This is a genomic window from Cupriavidus sp. 8B (genome assembly GCF_054589115.1).
The window spans coordinates 37,293-55,570 of sequence record NZ_BAAILO010000258.1 but is presented as its reverse complement, the minus strand read 5'-3'; the positions used below and the strand labels follow the sequence as shown (position 1 = coordinate 55,570).

The 18,278-nt window shown below is 59.5% G+C and carries 12 protein-coding genes; 5 read left to right on the top strand and 7 right to left on the bottom strand.

Going from position 1 to position 18,278, the window contains the following annotated elements; translation table 11 throughout:
- Positions 1-87: 87 nt before the first annotated feature.
- The 3 genes from ACYP5B_RS25235 to ACYP5B_RS25225 form a co-directional block, all read right to left on the bottom strand.
- Positions 88-1,425: an MFS transporter gene (locus ACYP5B_RS25235; protein ID WP_459571498.1), complete on the bottom strand. Its 1,338-nt coding sequence runs from the start codon at positions 1,423-1,425 to the stop codon at positions 88-90.
- Positions 1,426-1,442: 17 nt separating this feature from the next.
- Positions 1,443-2,639, bottom strand: a complete 1,197-nt coding sequence (locus ACYP5B_RS25230) for a porin (RefSeq protein ID WP_459571497.1) — start codon at positions 2,637-2,639, stop codon at positions 1,443-1,445.
- 193 nt (positions 2,640-2,832) lie between these two features.
- Positions 2,833-4,032, bottom strand: coding sequence for a M20 aminoacylase family protein (locus ACYP5B_RS25225; RefSeq protein WP_459571496.1), 1,200 nt, complete (start codon positions 4,030-4,032; stop codon positions 2,833-2,835).
- A gap of 123 nt (positions 4,033-4,155) precedes the next feature.
- Here ACYP5B_RS25225 and ACYP5B_RS25220 point away from each other — a divergent pair, with 123 nt between their 5' ends.
- Both ACYP5B_RS25220 and ACYP5B_RS25215 read left to right on the top strand, forming a co-directional pair.
- Positions 4,156-5,058, top strand: a complete 903-nt coding sequence (locus ACYP5B_RS25220) for a LysR substrate-binding domain-containing protein (protein ID WP_459571495.1) — start codon at positions 4,156-4,158, stop codon at positions 5,056-5,058.
- 373 nt (positions 5,059-5,431) lie between these two features.
- Entirely contained in the window at positions 5,432-6,487 is a 1,056-nt protein-coding gene (locus ACYP5B_RS25215) for a MarR family winged helix-turn-helix transcriptional regulator (protein WP_459571494.1), read from the top strand.
- Positions 6,488-6,713: 226 nt separating this feature from the next.
- Here ACYP5B_RS25215 and ACYP5B_RS25210 read toward each other — a convergent pair whose 3' ends face one another.
- From ACYP5B_RS25210 to ACYP5B_RS25195, 4 genes are read right to left on the bottom strand one after another with little or no spacing between them, the layout of a single operon-like run.
- Positions 6,714-8,111: a carotenoid oxygenase family protein gene (locus ACYP5B_RS25210; RefSeq protein ID WP_459571493.1), complete on the bottom strand. Its 1,398-nt coding sequence runs from the start codon at positions 8,109-8,111 to the stop codon at positions 6,714-6,716.
- A 38-nt stretch (positions 8,112-8,149) separates the two neighbouring features.
- The gene (locus ACYP5B_RS25205) at positions 8,150-9,217 is read right to left on the bottom strand and encodes an amidohydrolase family protein (RefSeq protein WP_459571492.1); all 1,068 of its coding nucleotides are present in this window, start codon (positions 9,215-9,217) and stop codon (positions 8,150-8,152) included.
- Between the two features lie 10 nt (positions 9,218-9,227).
- Positions 9,228-10,664, bottom strand: a complete 1,437-nt coding sequence (locus ACYP5B_RS25200; RefSeq protein ID WP_459571491.1) for an NAD-dependent succinate-semialdehyde dehydrogenase — start codon at positions 10,662-10,664, stop codon at positions 9,228-9,230.
- 49 nt (positions 10,665-10,713) lie between these two features.
- Entirely contained in the window at positions 10,714-11,586 is an 873-nt protein-coding gene (locus ACYP5B_RS25195) for an alpha/beta hydrolase (RefSeq protein ID WP_459571490.1), read from the bottom strand.
- Positions 11,587-11,850: 264 nt separating this feature from the next.
- On the opposite strand from ACYP5B_RS25195, the gene ACYP5B_RS25190 reads away from it, so the two are divergent.
- The 3 genes from ACYP5B_RS25190 (at position 11,851) to ACYP5B_RS25180 (ending at position 18,258) form a co-directional block, all read left to right on the top strand.
- The gene (locus tag ACYP5B_RS25190; protein WP_459571489.1) at positions 11,851-13,296 is read left to right on the top strand and encodes an MFS transporter; all 1,446 of its coding nucleotides are present in this window, start codon (positions 11,851-11,853) and stop codon (positions 13,294-13,296) included.
- Positions 13,297-13,621: 325 nt separating this feature from the next.
- Complete coding sequence (locus tag ACYP5B_RS25185; protein WP_459571488.1) at positions 13,622-16,402, top strand: LuxR C-terminal-related transcriptional regulator; 2,781 nt, start codon at positions 13,622-13,624, stop codon at positions 16,400-16,402.
- 581 nt (positions 16,403-16,983) lie between these two features.
- Complete coding sequence (locus ACYP5B_RS25180; protein ID WP_459571487.1) at positions 16,984-18,258, top strand: glycine cleavage T C-terminal barrel domain-containing protein; 1,275 nt, start codon at positions 16,984-16,986, stop codon at positions 18,256-18,258.
- Positions 18,259-18,278: the final 20 nt, after the last annotated feature.

The window sequence follows — 18,278 nt, the reverse complement described above, 5'->3', positions numbered from 1 at the left end:
AACGATCTGGGGCGGCGCCTTCCCAAGCAGCCAATGCGGGATGTGGTCGATCTTGGCTTTGGTAGGGCTACGCAGCGAGATCCACGATCAGTCCTGCTTGTGCAGGTCGCTGAATGCGAACAGGGCAAGTGTGCTGACGGCGGTGCAGGCTAGCAGATACCATGCAGGGGCCATTGGGTTACCAGTCTTGCTGAGCAGCCAGGTGACGATGAACTGCGCGAAGCCACCGAACAGCGTGACGCCGCAAGCATAGATCACGGAGAGTCCAGTGGCACGCACGCGCTGCGGAAACGCTTCCATGATCAACAGGAACCCTGCCGGGCTGCCAATTGTCATCAGTGCCACGAGCCCGACTACCACCACCAGCACGTTGGTCAGTGTGGGCTGCTGTTGCACCAGCGTGAAAGCCGGCCAAACGGCGGCCAGCGACACCAGATTGACCGCCACTAGCAGCGGCTTGCGGCGCGTGAGTCGATCTACCAATCGGCCAGCCAATGGAGCCAGCAACAGGGTGGCGCCAGCCGCGCAACCTGAGAGCATCGAAGTGGCCGGCGGCATGTGCATCACTTTGACTAGATAGGATGGCATAAAGAACACCACAACGTACATGGTGGCGGTGCCGCCCAGAATCAGCAGCGTCCCAAGTAACAGCTTCCCGCCGTGAGCCCGAAATGCCTCTGACAGCGCGCTATGCTCGCGTACCTGTCCGCTATGCGTCTCGTCCAGATGGCGACGGATATAGACACCGACGGGCCAGATCAACAGGCCCAATAGAAATGGCAATCGCCATCCCCAGCTCTCCAATGCATGGGGCGACAGCCAGCGCGTCAACAGGGCCGCACACAAGGCGCCCGCCAGGGCAGCGCCGCCTTGGCTCGCCATCTGCCAGCTCACCATGTAACCGCGGTTGGCGCGCGTCCCCGATTCCATCAGGAAGCTCGCAGCTGCGCCGATCTCGCCACCGGCCGAAAAGCCCTGCAACAGGCGGCCCGCTACGATTAGGACGGGAGCCGCGATTCCTATCTGCGCATACGTGGGCGCGAGTCCGATGATGGCCGTACCCATCGCCATCAGGCCTATGGTCAGAGTCAGCGCCGGCTTGCGACCCACTCGGTCAGCGTAGTTGCCGATGACCACACTTCCCAGAGGCCGCATCACAAAGCCGATGCCAAAGGTAGCCAGCGCGAGCAGCAGCGATCCGTCTTCGCCGTCGACAGGAAAATAGAGCCGGCCGATCAGCGCGGCGAAGAAGCTGAAGACCGTGAAATCAAACAGTTCCAACCCATTGCCTAGTGATGCTGCGAATATCGTGCGGCGCTGGTTGTTGCGAATGGACGGCATTCCGGCGTGACTGCCGTTAGCGGCTTCAGGCGCCGGTTTGGTTTCTCCTGCGGCAGCGCTGACTGTCTTGAGGCTTTCATGCATGGGGGATCCTTGCTGGCTTAGAAGTTATGGGATATGCCGGCCGAAGTCGTTACCGGCGTCGTGCCGTAGACCGGCGTGCCGTTAGGCTGGGTGGGCAGGAGATTGTTGTTTAGGAGGATGGCAGAGATGCCAAAGTTGCGAATGAAACCGGCGCGCGCATACAGGGAGGTACGCTTCGACAGTTTATAGTCGTAGCCAAGCATCACGCCGAGGGCAGAGTCGGGGGCCAGATGACCGGCGCTATCTCGCACACCCGAGGTGTCACGGTATACGGCGGAGATTCGCCACTCGTGCTGGCCGCTGGGCAGGATGGCGCCCAGCGCGTAGACTCGCGCGATGCCGCTGCCAGCCAGCTTGGGGGCGTATTGATTGAAGGAGGCGGAGAGTACCAAGCTGCCGACGTCGTAGACTATGCCAAGCCCGTAGAGGTCGTTGCGCACGCTCTGAAACGCGCCGCCCGTGTTGATCTGCACAGGCGAACTCCACACCTGGCCGTAGCTTGCGGCAAGATAGATTGGACCACTAAAGTAGGTGAGCAGCGCGCCCTGGTTGGCGGCGTGTGGCGCGGCGCCGGCAGTCTCGTTGAAGGCGTAGACCAGTTCGGTGCCAAAGCCGCCAAAGCGGGGGGAGATGTACTTCAGCGTGTTGTCCACACGCGCGGCCGGCAGTGTCGATCCTCTGCCTAGATCCGCGTTGGATTCCACACCCCTGGCGGTCTGCACCACGCCCATGCCCAACCAGGTATAGACCGAGTTGGTACCTACTGTACCGAAGACGTCGATGCCAAGCGGTAAGCCACCGCCTCCGGTCTGCTTGCCCAGGCGCACCGTACCATAGTCCTCCGCCACCAGGCCGATCCAGGACTCGCGATTGAACAGCGTTCCCGTTGTCTGCAATGCGCCGGTGTCGGCCTGTAGGCCACCTTCTAGGCTAACCTCTGCCTTCCAGCCGTTGCTCAAGTTCTCGCGTGCGAAGATGCCGATCTTGGACGTCCAATTCCCCCCACTTTGCATCTGCAAGAGGGACTTGCCGCCCACGCTTTGGTAATTGACCCCGACATCCACGGCGCCGTATAACGATATGCCACCGTCCGCCAAACTGCCGTTGTACTGGGGTAGCACCGCGTAATGGGATAAATAGTAAGACTCCGCAGACGCGCATTCTGCAGCCAGCATGCAACACAGTGCGCCAAACACCGAGACAACAACCTTCATCAAAGACTCTCCCTTACTCTCTAGTGGATAACCGTCGCGACGCCGGCGGGTACGTTTTGTCCCGCGCTCGTTGTTGTGCTGAATAGATGCCGTGCCGATCGTCTTGCTGGACGCCGGCCGGCGATGTTGTGCGGCGTCGCGTCGTGGTAGGGCCTGGCCTATTTCAGGACAGGCTCAGCAGCGCTCACGTGCGCTATGCTTCGCGGGATGCGTCGGCGATCAGATAGCGCTCGACCAAGCGTGCCCATAGCGAGGCGCCTAGCGAAAGGGCCTCGTCATTAAAATCGTAACCGGGGTTGTGCACCATGCAGCCACCTTGAGATCCGGCGCCGTTCCCCAGCACCACGTAGCAGCCGGGGAGTTGCTCCAGCATCCAGGAGAAGTCCTCGCTACCCATGATGCCTTTGGGTGGTTCCACCACATGGTCGGCGCCCACCAATTCCTCAAGGACACTACGCATCAATCGTGTTTCGGCAGGTGTATTGACCAGCACGCGCGACACGTTGGTGTACTCAATTTCGGCACTTACACCAAAGCTGCGCGCTTGCAGATCCACCAGTTCCCGCAGGCGGCGCTCCATGGCGTCGCGGACCTCTCGGTCTTGCGAGCGCACTGTCAGCAGGATCTGCGCTGTGTCTGGGATGACGTTGTGTGCGCTGCCTGCTTGCAGCGCGCCAACTGTTATCACGCCAGCCTCAGTCGCGGGAAGATTGCGTGAGACGATCGTCTGCAGGGCCATGACAATGCCCGCTGCGGCCACAATGGGATCGCGACCGAAATTCGGCATAGCTCCGTGCGTGCCCTTTCCCGTCAAGGTGATGGAGACAGAATCGGAGGAAGCCGCCATTGCTCCTTCGCGTACCGCGAAATGCCCCACCGGCAAACCTGGACCATTGTGCAGTGCGAAGATCGCATCGCAGGGATAGCGATCAAACAGGCCGTCTTCTATCATGCGGGCTGCACCGCCGAGGCCCTCTTCGGCCGGTTGAAAGATCAAATTGAGGGTGCCGCTAAACCCACGTGTATTGGCCAGGTAGTATGCTGCGGAAAGGAGGATTGCCGTGTGGCCATCATGCCCGCAAGCGTGCATCTTTCCCGGAAACGTGCTTGCATAAGGTAGACCAGTGGTTTCCGAAATCGGCAACGCGTCCATATCCGCACGGATACCGATCCGGCGGCTACCTTCGCCCACGCTAAGTTGCCCGACTACTCCGGTTCCACCGATGCCCTCTGTCACTGCATATCCCCATTCGCGCAGCCTGTCCGCCACCAGCTTGCTGGTGCGGAACTCTTCATGGCCGAGTTCGGGGTGGGCATGAATGTCGCGGCGAAGCGCGACGAAGGCCGGGGCGGCAGCGTGTATTTCAGGAACAATACCAATCTGGGCAGGCATCCGAGCATCCTCATTTAGGTGATGTGCAATACTATGAAAATTGCCCTCGCATGACTAAGCACAAATGTTGATAGCAATAACCCCGAGTTATTGGAAGTTCTCCACGCAGAGGGAGTCCATCGAATGAAGCTGCATCAACTTCGCGCACTGGTAGCCATCGCTGAGCACGGGAGCATCAACGGTGCGGCCCGCGCGCTATGCGTGACGCAGCCCGCGATCACGAAGACCATGCGCGAGCTGGAAACAGAGGTGGGCGTCGCGCTTCTGATCCGAAACACGTGGGGGCTCACTATCACTGGAGAGGGCCAGAGGTTACTGGCGCGGTCACGCCTGATCGTGCACGAATTGGAGCGGGCCGAGGAGGACATGGCGCAATTGCGCGGGGTCAGGGCGGGCCATCTGCGCATTGGTGTGTCGCCGTTGGCAGGGCTGTCGATGCTGCCCGAGGCGTTCGCTCGCTTTCGTCGCGCCATGCCTGACGTGGCCGTGGACTTTCTCGAACTCGACAGCGCTCAACTGCTAGAGAACTTGCGCAACAGCCGTTTGGATTTTGCTCTGGCTGCATTCCAACAGCAGCCGGATGATTCACTTGTCAGTTGTACCGAGCTGTTTTCGTTTTCCACCGCCTTTTCTATCCGTCGGAGCAGTCCACTCGCAGGGAGTACGTCTCTGGCGCAACTGCAAGATGTGGAGTGGCTTCACTCGGATGCGAGTGAAAATTATCCACGTTTTCTTGCTGTCTTGTTTGAGAGCCACGGCCTCCCGCCACCTCGCCGAATTACGCGGTGCACTTCCAACTTGTTGTTCGCCAGCTTGCTGCTTGAGACTGACGCGGTGGCGCCACTTTCCATCGCTTCACTGCAAGCAAAGCTAACCGTTGGCCAGTTGGTGCCACTGCCGCTGTCCGAAAAGCCGCCGGACCTGAAGCTGGCGCTGATGGTGCGCGAGGGTGCCATCTTGACTGAGCCAGCCGACTACTACCTGCACTGCATCCGAATGCTCGCTTCACAAGACGAGGCCGCTTAGGCAGTGCGGTACGTCCGCGTCACCTGTCATCAGGAGGTGCTTCTCCAGACTCTGCCGAGTTCCGCAAGTGATGGCCAATCGGCTGCTATGGAAACAGGCGGCCCGGGCACAGGCCGCACGCTTGCCGGCCGCGGGCATGCCCAGGGGGGCGCTTGACGGTTTGCAATACAATTGGCGGTTTCGCATCGAGACTACGCGTTGGTGCGCCCCTACAGGATGGTGTGGGCCTGTTTTCAGGTGATATGTCAACAACTGGGGTGTCAACAAGCGAGAAGCGGTATCTTTCGCCGCATCATTTTCTGCCCGCATTCCGAGCCGTGCCCATTTGGCCTTGTCGGAGCTCGGGGGCGCGGCATAACGATCTGGTCAAGACATGAAGAATACGAGGCAAAAGAGGACCATCGCGCTAGACCTTGAAGGCCTGGGATATCTCTACGCCAGGGTGCCATTCCTGATTCAACGGGTCGAGCAAATCATGAACGCGCTGTTTGCCCTTCAGCACTCCGAGCAGACCACCCCCGCCCAGATACAAATGCTGGGCCTGCTAACGGAGGGTCCGATGCTGCAGACCGAGCTTTCCAGCAGCTTGGGCACAGACAAATCTACCACCGGACTGGTGATCAACAACCTGCTGAAACAGGGCTTGATCATTCGCGAAACAGATGAGGAGGACCGCCGTAGGAAGCCCGTGAGCTTGACTCCGGTGGGCCGATCTCACCTTGCCGAGGCTAGAAAGGACCTGAAAAAAGCCGAGGGAATGCTGTTGTCCCCACTCGGGCCTGCTGAGCGACAACAGTTGATCCACTGGTTGAAGGTGCTAGCCGGCGACCATGCCGCCACCGAGGAGAAGTTGTGGATCCACGAAAGCCCCTCCTGGATCTTGCGTAGGTGTTTGCAGGCGATCGAGGCAAGGCTCACGAGCGAGGCTGGCATGTTCGGCCTGACTTTGCGGCAGGACGCGATGCTGCACGTGGTGCTATGTCACCCCGGCATTGCAGAGGCAATGCTGAGGAGACTGCTTGGGTTCGAGGTGACCAACGCAGCCCTGGTATCCAAGCTGCTTTGCGGAAAGAACATGATGGAGTTGGCTCCCGGAAGTTCGCAAAGCCACAAGCAATACCGCGTAACCGTCCTGGGGCGAGATGTCCTACTGGCAGTCGAACCCAGACTGGCCACTCTCGAGCATGATTGGACATGTTCAATCGGTCTTAGGAACGTCGCCGGATTACAGCAAATGCTTGGGCGGCTGGTTTCCGCCCACGCCGACAAGGTCCGGGCACCGCTGCTCGCTATCGACGAGGCGATGGCGTTGCCAACCTGGCCGATGCCGCCGTTTCCAACGTATGCGGGGGCGCATGAACCACGGCGTACGGCTAGCCCCGTACCCGCGGCAAAGCGCGGTCGCCAGAGCCGTGGGGAGGCATCCTAGATCCGCTTCCGCCGATGCAGCTGCATCTTCGTACCGTGCGGTTTGGCATGTCCGGCCGACGCGCCAAGCCCAGAAGAATCCTGGGTCGCCGCAGCCAGCGACGCTAGTGCACCCATCCTAGCGGGATGCTCTTCGCTAGGAGGCGCGCAACCCTGTCCGGTGCGCGCCTCGATCGGGAGTGCGAGGCTAGGCGGGCGACTGGCTCTCCGTCTTGGCCGGCTTCCTCTTATCCGCGCGCTACGAACATGCCGTGGAACGCGCCAGGTTGATTGAACGGTAATTTCACCGTAGCCACTGCTGGGCCCTCGATGTTCATCGCGTCCAGGATCACGAGATCGGCGCGATTTTCGGACCCTCGGTTCACCACAAACAGAAGGTAGCCGTCACCTTCGGGGCTGTCGGCATAACGAGGCACAAACACGGGCTCTTGAGCACTGTCTGCGGGGTCGGCGAAGCGGTGCACAGCCAGTTGCATTGTCTGCCAATCGAGCCGCGCAACTCCATCCCGCGTTTTGATGTATCCGTAGCGGTAGGGGGCCATTGCAAACCGCTCGTCCAGGCGAGGCATCTCGCCAGTGGCGTTGGCAAAGGACGTCCGAGTGTAGGTGTTCTCCGGGTTCGACAGATCGAAGCTAAGTCGCGTAATCGTTGGAATCCCATGTGATGGATCCGTCGGCTTACCATTGACATCAGGATAGAACCGGAATGCGTTACCCGGGCTGATCGTGGCGTCGACATGGACCACGTTGCCCTCGGTAAATCCATTCATGATGTGGCCGAGGAAGCACTGCGGAACCTCGAACCAGCGGATCTCTCGCGCGGTTCCATCACGGCGCATGATGCCGAAGCATGCCGGCAATTCAGGATCATAGGCATAGAAGGGACCGCCAGATTTAATTCGGTCATCGCTGACGGTAAGCGGCATGATCCCGAAGACGACATGCTCGCGGGTAACGGCGAAATCATGCGAAATGCCGGCATACGGCGTTTGAAACTCCTCTTGCCGAACCAGGTTACCGTCACGGTCGATCACGTGCAACATCATGTCGCAATTGAGCTTGCCATGTGCGAAGAGGCCAAACGACCACCACTCGCCGGTGACCGGATCGATCTTGGGATGCGCGGTCAGGCTGGTGCTTTTCAGCTTGCCGTTGAAGTTCCACTTGGGCAACGTTTCCAACGTGTCCGGATGAATTTCATGGGGATGCGAATCCTCCCTCAGTGCGAACAACCGATTGGCATGGAAGAACGCGTACGTGTTACCTGTGTTGTCGCGGTCTGTTCCTTCGGTGCTTGGGTCGTCGGAGTAGGGGTTGCGATAGTGACCGTATACCCGGCGGCGCGCCTCGCGTTGCTTGAGAAAACGCTCCGTCTTGACGTAGCGGCTCTTGAAGTCGACGTGACCCGACGTGAAGCGAAACTCCGAGACCACTCCATCTCCGTTGATGACGACGTCGTTCTCAAGGGTTGGATAAAATGCATCGGGGCCGGCGCGGTAGAGGCTACCTTCGACAGCGGCGGGGATTTCCCCAATGACTTCACAATCGTACACATCGGCCTCGAAGCGTTGGGCTTTGACAGGGCCGTAGAAACCGTGAATCTCACGGAAAACCGCATCTTGCATGAATGTCTCCTAATTCTTCCTGAAGTTCGATAGGGCGATCAGGCCAATTTGAATAGCCGCTCGGCGTTAGTCTGGAAGAAGATCTTCTTGTCCGCCAAAGACATGTCCATCGCGTCAAGGGTTGTGACCTCTTCGACGTCGCACTGGTACGGATAGTCCATCGCATAGAGCGTACGGTCCCGTCCGATGGTCTCTTGGGTGAACTTGATGGCCGGTGCCCATGCCATGCCTGAGTTCGTGATGTGGAAGTTCTGCCGCAGGACTTCACTTGGCTTGCGCTCGAGCGGCTTCATGCACGCATATCGGCCAGAGTTCACCGTGGCACGGTGCATATAGTCCAAGCGGTATTGCCAGAACGGAAGCGCCTCGCCCATGTGGCCAAGGATGACCTGCAGTCGCGGAAGCCGGTCGAATACGCCGGAAGTAATCATCCGCATCGCATGGAAGCCCGTCTCGACGCCGAAACCGAAGATTGCACCATCCAGGCCCATCTCGACGAAGGGGGCGATCATCGCCTTGGGGGGCGTGTTCGGGTGCAGGTAAATTGGTACATCCAGGGCCTCGGCGGCCTCGAGGACCGGTGCAAACTTGGGGGCGTCCAGGTACTCGCCTTGAATGTGGGAGTTGATGATTACAGCGCGCATATCCAGTTTCTGAACACCGCGCTCGATCTCGCGGGCCGCGGCTTCGGGATCCTGAGGAGCAACGGCCACCATCCCGGTAAAGCGGTTCGGGTGCTTGCGGCACGCTTCGGCCAGTTGATCGTTGGCTGAGATCGCCAGGGCGGTGCCTTCGGCAGCAGGCAGCACCTGAACGCCCGGAGAGGTTAGCGCAATGATCTGACGGTCGATGCCACGCTCATCCATATCGGCCAAGCGCATCTCGCCCAGGTCCTGAAGGCGTTCGAGGACAAAGCGCGCCCGGGGACTGGGGTTGCTTCCGTAAAAGCCCCACAGACTGCGAAAGCCCGGATCATCAATCTCATTGCGATCGAGCATGGTCTGATACCGCTGCAGAAGCTCCGACGTCACGAAAGCCTCTTCGGTGGCGATGCGCAGGTATCCGGGCGCACCGTCGCGCAGCGGCTTTGTGTTGGGGGATGTCATGAGTGTCTCCTCAGGCTTGGTGAATTGTTTTGGTGACCAAATAGGCAGCGAGGCCTTCCGGTCCGTCTTCGCTGCCATGGCCGCTTTCCTTGACGCCGCCAAATGGAGCGTCGGGAGCTGCCATGGCTGTTGTGTTGATGCCAAGCATGCCGGTTTCGATCGCATCGCCAATGAGCAAGGCGGTCTTGGCCGATCGTGTGAAGGCGAATGAGGCCAGACCGTAGGGAAGGCTGTTGGCCTTGGCGACCGCATCATCGAAGGTGGAGAAGGGCGACATGATCGCCACGGGCCCGAAGGGCTCCTCGTTCATGATGCGCGCATCGGCGGGCACGTCGGTCAGCACTGTCGGCTTGAAGAAGAAGCCGGGACGGTCAATACGCTCCCCCCCGGCGCGCAGCTGTGCGCCATGAGACAGCGCATCGGCGATCAAGGCCTCCACGGCAGCCGGGCGACGGGGATTGGCCATCGGCCCCATCTCCGCGCCATCACGCAGGCCATCGTCGATTTTCACTGCTTGCAGTCGCTGAATGAAGGCACTGACAAAACGGTCGTAGACCCCCTCTTGCAGATAGAACCGAGTGGGAGAGACGCATACCTGTCCGGCATTGCGGCATTTGGCCGTGACCAGCAACTCTACGCTACGCTCGATATCGGCATCGTCAAACACGATCACCGGCCCGTGGCCTCCGAGTTCCATGGTGGTGCGGATCGCGTTGTCGGCGGCCAAGCGCATCAGGTGCTTCCCAACGGCCGTGGATCCCGTGAACGACATCTTTCGGATGATCGGCGAAGCAAGCAGGTGGCTCGAGATCTGGTCCGGCACACCGAAGACCACCTGTGCAACGCCGGCGGGCAGGCCTGCATCAATCAGGGCCTGCATCACCATCAAGGCAGAAGCGGGGGCTTCCTCCGCCGGTTTCAGGATCACGGAGCAACCCGCTGCAATTGGCGCGCTAAGCTTGCGCACGGGATTGTGGATGGGAAAGTTCCAGGGCGCGAAAGCTGCAACGGGTCCTACTGGCTCTTTCAAAACGACGCTTCGCGTACCTGTGGGGCGAACGAGCACGCGCCCGTAGGTGCGCCGACACTCCTCTGCGTAGAAGTCAAAGAGCCCGGCAGCAGCCATTGTCTCGAAACGAGACTCGTGTAGTGTCTTACCTTGCTCCATCGTCGCGATACGTGCGATTGTCTCGCATCGTTCACGCAATAGCGTGGCCGCGCCGCGCAAGACTTTGGCACGTTGGTCCGGAGTGCTAACCCTCCATTCCTGCCACGATCTCTGCGCGGTGGCCAGAGCCAGGTCGAGATCCGCTGCATCGGCAAGCGGTAACTCTCCCAGGATCTCACCGGTGGCCGGATTCAACACCGGTTGAACGTCGCGATGCTCCGCTGGAACCGAGCGGCCGTCGATATGTAGGGATAGGGTAGGGTATTCGGCTGTGGTCATGCGTGTCATCGTGTGGTGATGGAATGGAGGGGCCGGGTAGCTACGCGGCTCATGCTGTCTCAGCGATAAACCTGGTCAGCAGTGGTCCGACGTCGTCGTCGCCGCTGCCGAGGGTGTGAACGGGCGAGAGGTGGTTATGGCCCGCCAGGAAATGCATGCGGGGCCATTCGCCACGCTCTGTCAGGCGAGCCTCCACTAGGCAAGCCGCCTGGCGCTGGAAGCGCAGAGGGTCCAGTTCGGACACTGTGTACAAACACGGCAGACTGGTCACCGCAAGCCCGCGGATGCTCGATTGCTGCGCAAATCGGGTGGTGTCTGTGCCAAAGTAGGCATGCTCTAGTGGACTGTGGTCCAATGCCTCGAGGTCGTACAGGCCTGACAGCATCAGGGCGCCAGCGAGCCTGTGCTGCTCGCCGACGCGGGTGAGCTCGGCAATGGCGTCGGCGACATGGACCGCGCCGGCAGACTGTCCCATCAACCAGATGCGATTCGGATCGCCACCCCACTGTCCGACCTGGTCGCGTAGCCAAGCTACCGCGGCAAGGGTATCGTCGCGGCCAGCTGGCCAGACGGAGTCAGGGGCCAGGCGATAGTTGATGGTCACACCCAACAGCCCCGACTTGGCTGCCCATGCACCCACGTTCCGATAGAACGGTGTATTGGCTTGACCCTTGTCGCCTGCGACGAAGCCGCCCCCGTGGACATAAACCAGGACAGGCCGGGGGAGGCCATCGCTTCGTGCGCCATATACGTCAAGACGGTGGCGCTCATGTGGGCCGTACATCTGGTCACGAATGACATCGCCATCTACGGGGTCGGGCTGGATAGCGCGAGGTGCCGTCAAGGCGATGGTGGCTTGTATGAAAGTGGGGTTGAGGTCACGGCCGAGGGCCTTGAGCGCAGTGCGAAGTTCAGGGTTCATGTGTGTGTGGAGGCTCGTTCTACGGAGTGCAGAGTGCTATTGAAGGGCAATGTACGGAGCGTGGAACCGGATCGCACCTATCTTTCCGATTGCGAAGCGCTTCTGGCGGGGCATCTACGGGTAAATCCCCGGTTGGGGCTATCGAAAAGATAGGTGCCGGCGCAGCCGATGCTCATCAAACTCGCGTTACCTCGAGAGTCACCTCTTCATCGAGCGCCAAACGACAAAAACGACGCCCGCTACTAAGGGCTAGCTGGAGACAAAATGCGCCACTCGCCTAGCACAAGGCCGACAGATGCCGCCCTGATCGGGGAATATCAGCCAACGAACCAAACTGCCATCGACATAGGTGCTGTCAGGGACGGCGCCTCTCTGAATCGCTTCCACGTCGCTTTGGTAAGCCTGTGCGCCGGTGTGATGTTCTTCGATGGCTTTGACTTGCTGACGATCAGCTTCGCTGCGACGGCAATTGCAAAGGAATTCGGGTTGTCGGCCCAACAGATGGGCTTTGTCTTCTCTGCTGGACTGCTCGGGCTGGCGGTCGGAGGGCTCACCCAAGGACCGTTCAGCGACCGTCTGGGCCGCAAGCCGGTACTGATCGTTTGCGTGCTCCTATTCTCCGCTGGCACGTGGGCGACTGCTCTGGCTACCTCATTCCATGCGCTGCTCGCGCTGCGCTTTGTGGCGGGGCTTGGCTTGGGAGGTGCAACTCCGGTCGTATTCACGCTCGTGACGGACAATTGCCCAAAGCGGATTCGCGCGTCTCTGAGCATGGTGATGTACTGTGGTCTCATGGTGGGAGGGGTCGCCGGCGGTGCCATCACGGCAGCGATTACTCCCGCGGTGGGGTGGCAAGGTGTGTTCCATATCGGCGGCATCCTGCCGCTGTTCTATATGCCGGTACTTCTGTACTTTCTGCCGGAATCCCTGGAGTTCTTGGCATTGAAGAGCCGACGCACCGACGAGGTTACGGCTCTTCTGAAACAGCTGGCCCCCGGATTCAAGCCGGTCCAGGACACGCGCTATGTCAGCGCAGCCTCGGGGGCTGTTAAGGGCTCGGTTATCGCGCTGTTCCAGGGCCATCTCCGCGCTCGCACCTGGACGGCAGCCCTCGGTTTTTTTTGCACGATGTTATCGCTGTACTTCTACGCCAGCTGGCTACCGGCGCTGATGCGCGGCATTGGCTTGAGCGAAGGGCAGTCGATCACGATCACGATGTCGGGGCAGATCGGGAACCTGTTGGGCTCACTGGTCATTGCCCGTCTTATCATCTCGTGGCCACCGTACCGAGTCATCACGGTCACGTATTTCGGCGCAGCCGCGGCATTGCTGGCCGTTTCGATGACCGGTCCGGAGCTGTACTGGCAACTTACGTTTAACTTTTTGGTCGGTGCGTGTCTTTCCGGCTCGCTGAATGGGTTCATGTCTATGGCGCCCCAGCTCTATCCAGCCGAGCTTCGAGCCACGGGGACCGGGTGCGTCAGAAGTGTGGGTTACATTGGAGCTGTGTTAGGCCCGGGCGTAGCCGGTGCCTTGATGGCCGACCACTGGTCTACAGGAGGACTATTTCAGCTTGCTTCGGTGCCTCCCATTGTCGCTGCCGCGACGTGTGTGATTCTCCCGTTTCTTATGGAGGGGCAGCGTTTCCCGTCTAGGGCTGTCAACCAAGCTACCGTCGGTCGCGCACACGATATGAGTCCGAACGGATGAGGTGGCGCCTGCTCTTGAACAAGACGCGCCCTCAAGGAGTTTGGTCACTCCTGCGGCGCGACAGGTTCCCCTCGCTGCCCGCGAGCAAGCCATGACAAGCCTGCCGTTTGCGTGCCTCTTGCCTTCTGTGTGCGTCCCGGTCGGTTGCGAGCCAGAAACCTGAGGTCGACGGCGAGAGTGCAGGAGACGATGTACCACGGCAGTCGAACTATGAACGGGAGTCGTGGAAAATCCCGATAGGCGCTAGGATGGTGCTCAAGCACCATATAATGTTTGACAGTTCATGGGTATCGTGCCGTACCCCTGCTTTAAGGAGAGAACTAGCTTGATTCAGTCTCGCCTGCCCCAGGGTCTTGCCCCTGAAGTCGAACATTGCGCCTGGAATCCTGAGGTACCGGCTGCACTGGTGTCGCCGGATTGCCCTTCCGATATCCTTCTGCGCAATCGTTTGTCACTGAGTCGACACGACAGTGATGCTCGTACGACGCCCCCGCGATTCATTGTCTTGCGTGCCCCAGCCGGTTGGGGAAAGTCAACGCTGCTTGCTCAATGGAAGGAAGAGGTGCAGTCGCACGGCATCCATCACGCATGGATTACGTTGCATCCTGCATTCGTTAGCGATCGGGAATCATTGCTACGTCATCTCGCGGCTGCCTGGCAACTACATCCGGAGGCTGCTAAGAGCCTCAGTTCCCTCTGGCAGGCACTGGCTCCGCGTCTTCAATCAGACAATATCTCCGCGGTTCTTTTTGCAGACCAGTTGGAGGCTTTGCAGGATGGGCCAGCTTGGTCTCTGTGGATTCAACTGATCGAGTCAGCGCCGCCTACGGTGCGTATTGTCATGGCAACTCGTGGAGAGCTGCCGTCGCCGTTGATTCGTTTGCGTCTCTACGGTCAGGTCAGAGAGATTGGTTCCGCTGAATTGCGCTTCACCAGCGGTGAGTTGCGGGAATACCTCTCCCGGCTCCTGGGAGCCTCAGGAAATCTGTCCTGCCTCGACGAGGTAATGACAAGCACTGATGGGTGGCCGTTGGCCGTGTCTCTTGTGGGCAGAAACAGTCTATGGCCTGAATCTGAGGACCGATCCAGCGACGCCAGGATCAGGAAGGCGATATCTGAACTCACCGGCGATCGCGCGGATCTTTGGAGCTATTTCTATCAAGAGGTCTGGACGCCACTGCCGCCTCGGATGCAGGCTTTTCTGAGGGAAATCGCGTTTCTTGAGAATGTAAGTGGTCCGTTGTGCGATGCCGTTCGCCGCTCCAAGGATTCGGCAAGTTGGCTCAATCAATGCGAACGCTCGCAACTGTTCATTCAGCCACTTGATCTCACCCACGACTGGTTCAGGCTGCAACCGCTGTTTGCGCAGTTCCTAGCCCGGATGCAAGGCCAGCACGCATCGCCGGAGTCGCTTCGGCGGGCCTCTGAGCGAGCCATCGAGTGGCTTTCGGCGCATCGCGACCATCTCGGTGCATTCCGACTCGCTATTCGGCTCGGAGATTCGGGGCGCGCCGCAGAGGCTCTGGAAGCGATATACGATACCTCCTATGCGACCGATGGGGCGGTTTTTGTCGAGCTTGCACGCTGCCTTCCACAAGCGAATGTCGCGTCTCGGCCGCGGATCCAGCTGGCCATCGTGATGCGCGACATCGTGCAGCGCCGGTTTGAAGACGCACGCAGGATGCTTGATGCGATCGCTCTCCAAATCAACCACCAGGCTGAGGTGACGGGCGTGACGCCTGAGATCCAGGAGTTGCGAAATCTGCTGATCCATCGGGAGGTACTCCTTTCATTCTTCATGGAAGATCTGGCTTCGGTGAAGCGGGGCTGCGAAGAGCTCCTCACCACCTACCCCGATGCAGCGCAGTGGATCAAGCTTAGCCTCTTTACATCACTTTTGGCGACATACGCGGATATTGGTAACCTCCGCCGAGTCGACGCCCTGGCTGGGAGCGCCTCCCGGCTTTCCGATAAATCGGAAGCGTCGATCAGTCGAATCTATTTCCACGCAACGCTCAGTCATTGCTATCTCCAGATGGGGCGAAGCGAGCAGGCTGTGCGCCAACTGGAAGAACTCTTCGAGGCGAAGGACACTATAGGCAGGCTCGATGCTTCGGTTCGTGCTGTCGCCGGTCTTCACCTTGCGCAAGCGCTGTTCGAGATAAACCGCCTCGCAGAGGCAGAGGCGCTTCTGGATGAGTACCTACCGCACAGCCATGCGCATTGTCCATTTCATGTGCAGATTGCCGGTTGGGTGACACGAATTCGTCTGACGCGTGTCCTTCAGGGTACGGAGGCAGCGATTGCGGTTGCGGACGCGGCAATCATCCACGCCCGTGAGAATAGGTCTGAACGGCTGGAGCTGACAGTTCAGGCTGAACTGATGGCGTTGGCACTCCAAGCCGGCCGCCCTGAACTAGTCAGGCGAATTGCTGTGGAGATGGGCCAACCTTCAACGCATACCCAGCTTCTCCCACATGCGCAAGCCAACGGCATCTTGGAAATGAGGGCACTAGGCTGGCTCCAGACCGCTCGGTTACAAAGCGATCTCGGCCCCGCGATACAGTTAGCCAGACATTGGGCTAGCCATCATACACAGACCGGTGGTGTACGCGCTCTGATACGCTGGACGACAGAGCTGGTCCAGCTTCAAGCAATGCAAGGGGATACGGCCGCCGCGCAGCGTTACATCCGGCGCGCTATCGAACTGGCCGTAGAGGGTGAATTTTCGCGCCGGATAGTGGACGATCCGACTTGTGCGGCCCTTTTGCAGGAACGCCCCGAGATCGCGAACGGCCTTGCTCCGCTCGCAGCCGCGTTTCATCAGCGATTGGTAGCCCTTTGCCATCCGGTGACGAACGGCCTGCTGCCCGGGGCACTTTCGGTCGACAGTTGTCAGATACCAATAACGGGAGCACTGAACAACGCGGAGATTGAGATCCTTCGAATGATCGCTGTTGGCTATGGAAACGCGGAAATCGCCAAAGCCCTTGGGCGTTCGGAGGCTTCGGTGAAATGGTCACTCCAACAGGTCTTCGACAAGCTCGGGACGCGTAGGAGGCGACAGGCACTGGAGCGCGCACGTAGCCTTGGATTGCTCTCGTAGACGTGGGGGCAACTAACCTGCGACCTATGTTGTGGTCTAGGCGGTAAATGGAGGGCTAGCCTGAATATCAGGCCGCAGCCCCATTTTTGCCCGTCATAGCGCCAGATCCGGAGGGCCGCCGCATGAGCGAGCCCGGCAACGCAATCCCTCCGTCGCACACCTCCAGGTCCGTGTGAATACCCGCCGGGATCCTGTCACTTTGCGGATCCGATGCTGCTCGGCGTTCAGCCTGATTTGCGCGCGTTAGCCCGTCTGATCCCGCTAACCCTTCCAGACGGAAGCAATGCTCGCCCCAGTGCCTCATGCGGGCACAATCCATCTCGCCATTCAGGATCGATGTTTACCCTATGGCGGAACCATCGGAAAGATAGGTGGCACCGTGCGTATTGGTCGGCAAACTTTGCCGGCAAATATTCGCACAGCTCGCCGCGTGTACGAGTGCCAGGTAGAGCTAGGCCGCCCCTAGCAGAGCCTCCAAGAACGAAGGGGCTGGCGATGAAGAGGCGGTGCGATCTGGGATCAATGGCCTCCGACACCGGCGATAGTTGTGTCGCCGCAATGCTCTTCTATGGAATCGTGAAATGAGCAAACCAATTATCGACATGCTACGTAGCAACCTGCCAGTTGCTCATCCTGGCTGGGGCGCGTCCGAGTACAGTGACTGGCAGGATGAGCAGTTGTCGTGGAAGACTACCTGCTACATTGGGGATTGGTCCTTCCTCTGGGACATCGAAGTCGAAGGCCCCGATGCGCTCCAGTTCTTCACTGATACCGGAGTAAATAGTCTTCAAAAATTCGATGTCGGCCAAGCGAAACATCTGATCCAATGCTCCTCACGCGGGAAAGTTGTTGGCGAGGGCATTCTTATGCGGCTGGCAGAGGACCGATTCCGAACTCAGGCCGGTCCAGCAACATGGTCGGCCTTTCTGCTGGATAAAGGCAATTGGAATGCGAGGTGGAGGCAAATCGAAACCTTCCAGTTCCAAGTCTCTGGTCCAACCGCTCTCCAGGTTTGTCAAGACGCAACTGGCTCACCGCTAACCGATGTGAAGTTTATGCACTTTATCCCCGTCGTCATCGACGGATGTAAGTGCTTCGCGCTTCGACAGGGCATGGCAGGCGAGGTCGGATTTGAGTTCCACGGCGATGCAGCCGATGCTCCGCGGGTTTACGCCGCCCTGATGTCCGCAGGACGAAATCTTGGGATGCGGCGGCTAGGTCGCCGGACAGCCATGATCAATCACCTTGAGGCGGCGTTTCCGACGATCACGTGGCATTACCTGAACGACGTCTTTGGGCCGGACGCAGCCGGATTTCAAGAGTTCTTGCGAACGACGTTCGATATGAAGGGATTGATTCCCGTCATAAAGGGAAGCTACGTCGGCGCGGAGATCTCTGACTACTGCCGTACCCCTTTCGAACTCGGCTGGGGAAAGAGCGTCAAGTTCGACCACGAGTTCACCGGTCGTGCCGCGCTCGAGGCCGAGGCAGCGAACGGCCAGAAGCTCACGCGTGTCACCTTGGAGTTCAACTCGGACGATGTGGTCGATATCTACGCATCGCTCTTCCGCGCAGGTGAACCATACGACTATCTGGATATTCCCCATCCACAACGTTGGATGGTGTGGGCGGATTCGATCCAATTGCATGGACAGACCGTCGGCATCTCCACCTCCCCGGGGTACAGCTATCACTTCCGCAAAGTACTGTCTCTAGGCTACATCGAACCATCACTCGCCACGCCTGGAACAGCGGTAACGATCGTCTGGGGCTCACCCGGGAAACGTCAGAAAATGGTTCGGGCGCGCGTTGCCCCCGCTCCTTACAAGCAGGACCATCGGCGCGATGCGCTGTGATGTGGCTCTTGGTTACCTCG

Coding starts and splice junctions, on each gene's coding strand:
- ACYP5B_RS25235 (WP_459571498.1), bottom strand. CDS start 1,425: ATGCATGAAAGCCTCAAGACAGTCAGCGCTGCCGCAGGAGAAACCAAA.
- ACYP5B_RS25230 (WP_459571497.1), bottom strand. CDS start 2,639: ATGAAGGTTGTTGTCTCGGTGTTTGGCGCACTGTGTTGCATGCTGGCT.
- ACYP5B_RS25220 (WP_459571495.1), top strand. CDS start 4,156: ATGAAGCTGCATCAACTTCGCGCACTGGTAGCCATCGCTGAGCACGGG.
- ACYP5B_RS25195 (WP_459571490.1), bottom strand. CDS start 11,586: ATGAACCCTGAACTTCGCACTGCGCTCAAGGCCCTCGGCCGTGACCTC.
- ACYP5B_RS25200 (WP_459571491.1), bottom strand. CDS start 10,664: ATGACCACAGCCGAATACCCTACCCTATCCCTACATATCGACGGCCGC.
- ACYP5B_RS25205 (WP_459571492.1), bottom strand. CDS start 9,217: ATGACATCCCCCAACACAAAGCCGCTGCGCGACGGTGCGCCCGGATAC.
- ACYP5B_RS25225 (WP_459571496.1), bottom strand. CDS start 4,032: ATGCCTGCCCAGATTGGTATTGTTCCTGAAATACACGCTGCCGCCCCG.
- ACYP5B_RS25180 (WP_459571487.1), top strand. CDS start 16,984: ATGAGCAAACCAATTATCGACATGCTACGTAGCAACCTGCCAGTTGCT.
- ACYP5B_RS25190 (WP_459571489.1), top strand. CDS start 11,851: ATGCGCCACTCGCCTAGCACAAGGCCGACAGATGCCGCCCTGATCGGG.
- ACYP5B_RS25210 (WP_459571493.1), bottom strand. CDS start 8,111: ATGCAAGATGCGGTTTTCCGTGAGATTCACGGTTTCTACGGCCCTGTC.
- ACYP5B_RS25215 (WP_459571494.1), top strand. CDS start 5,432: ATGAAGAATACGAGGCAAAAGAGGACCATCGCGCTAGACCTTGAAGGC.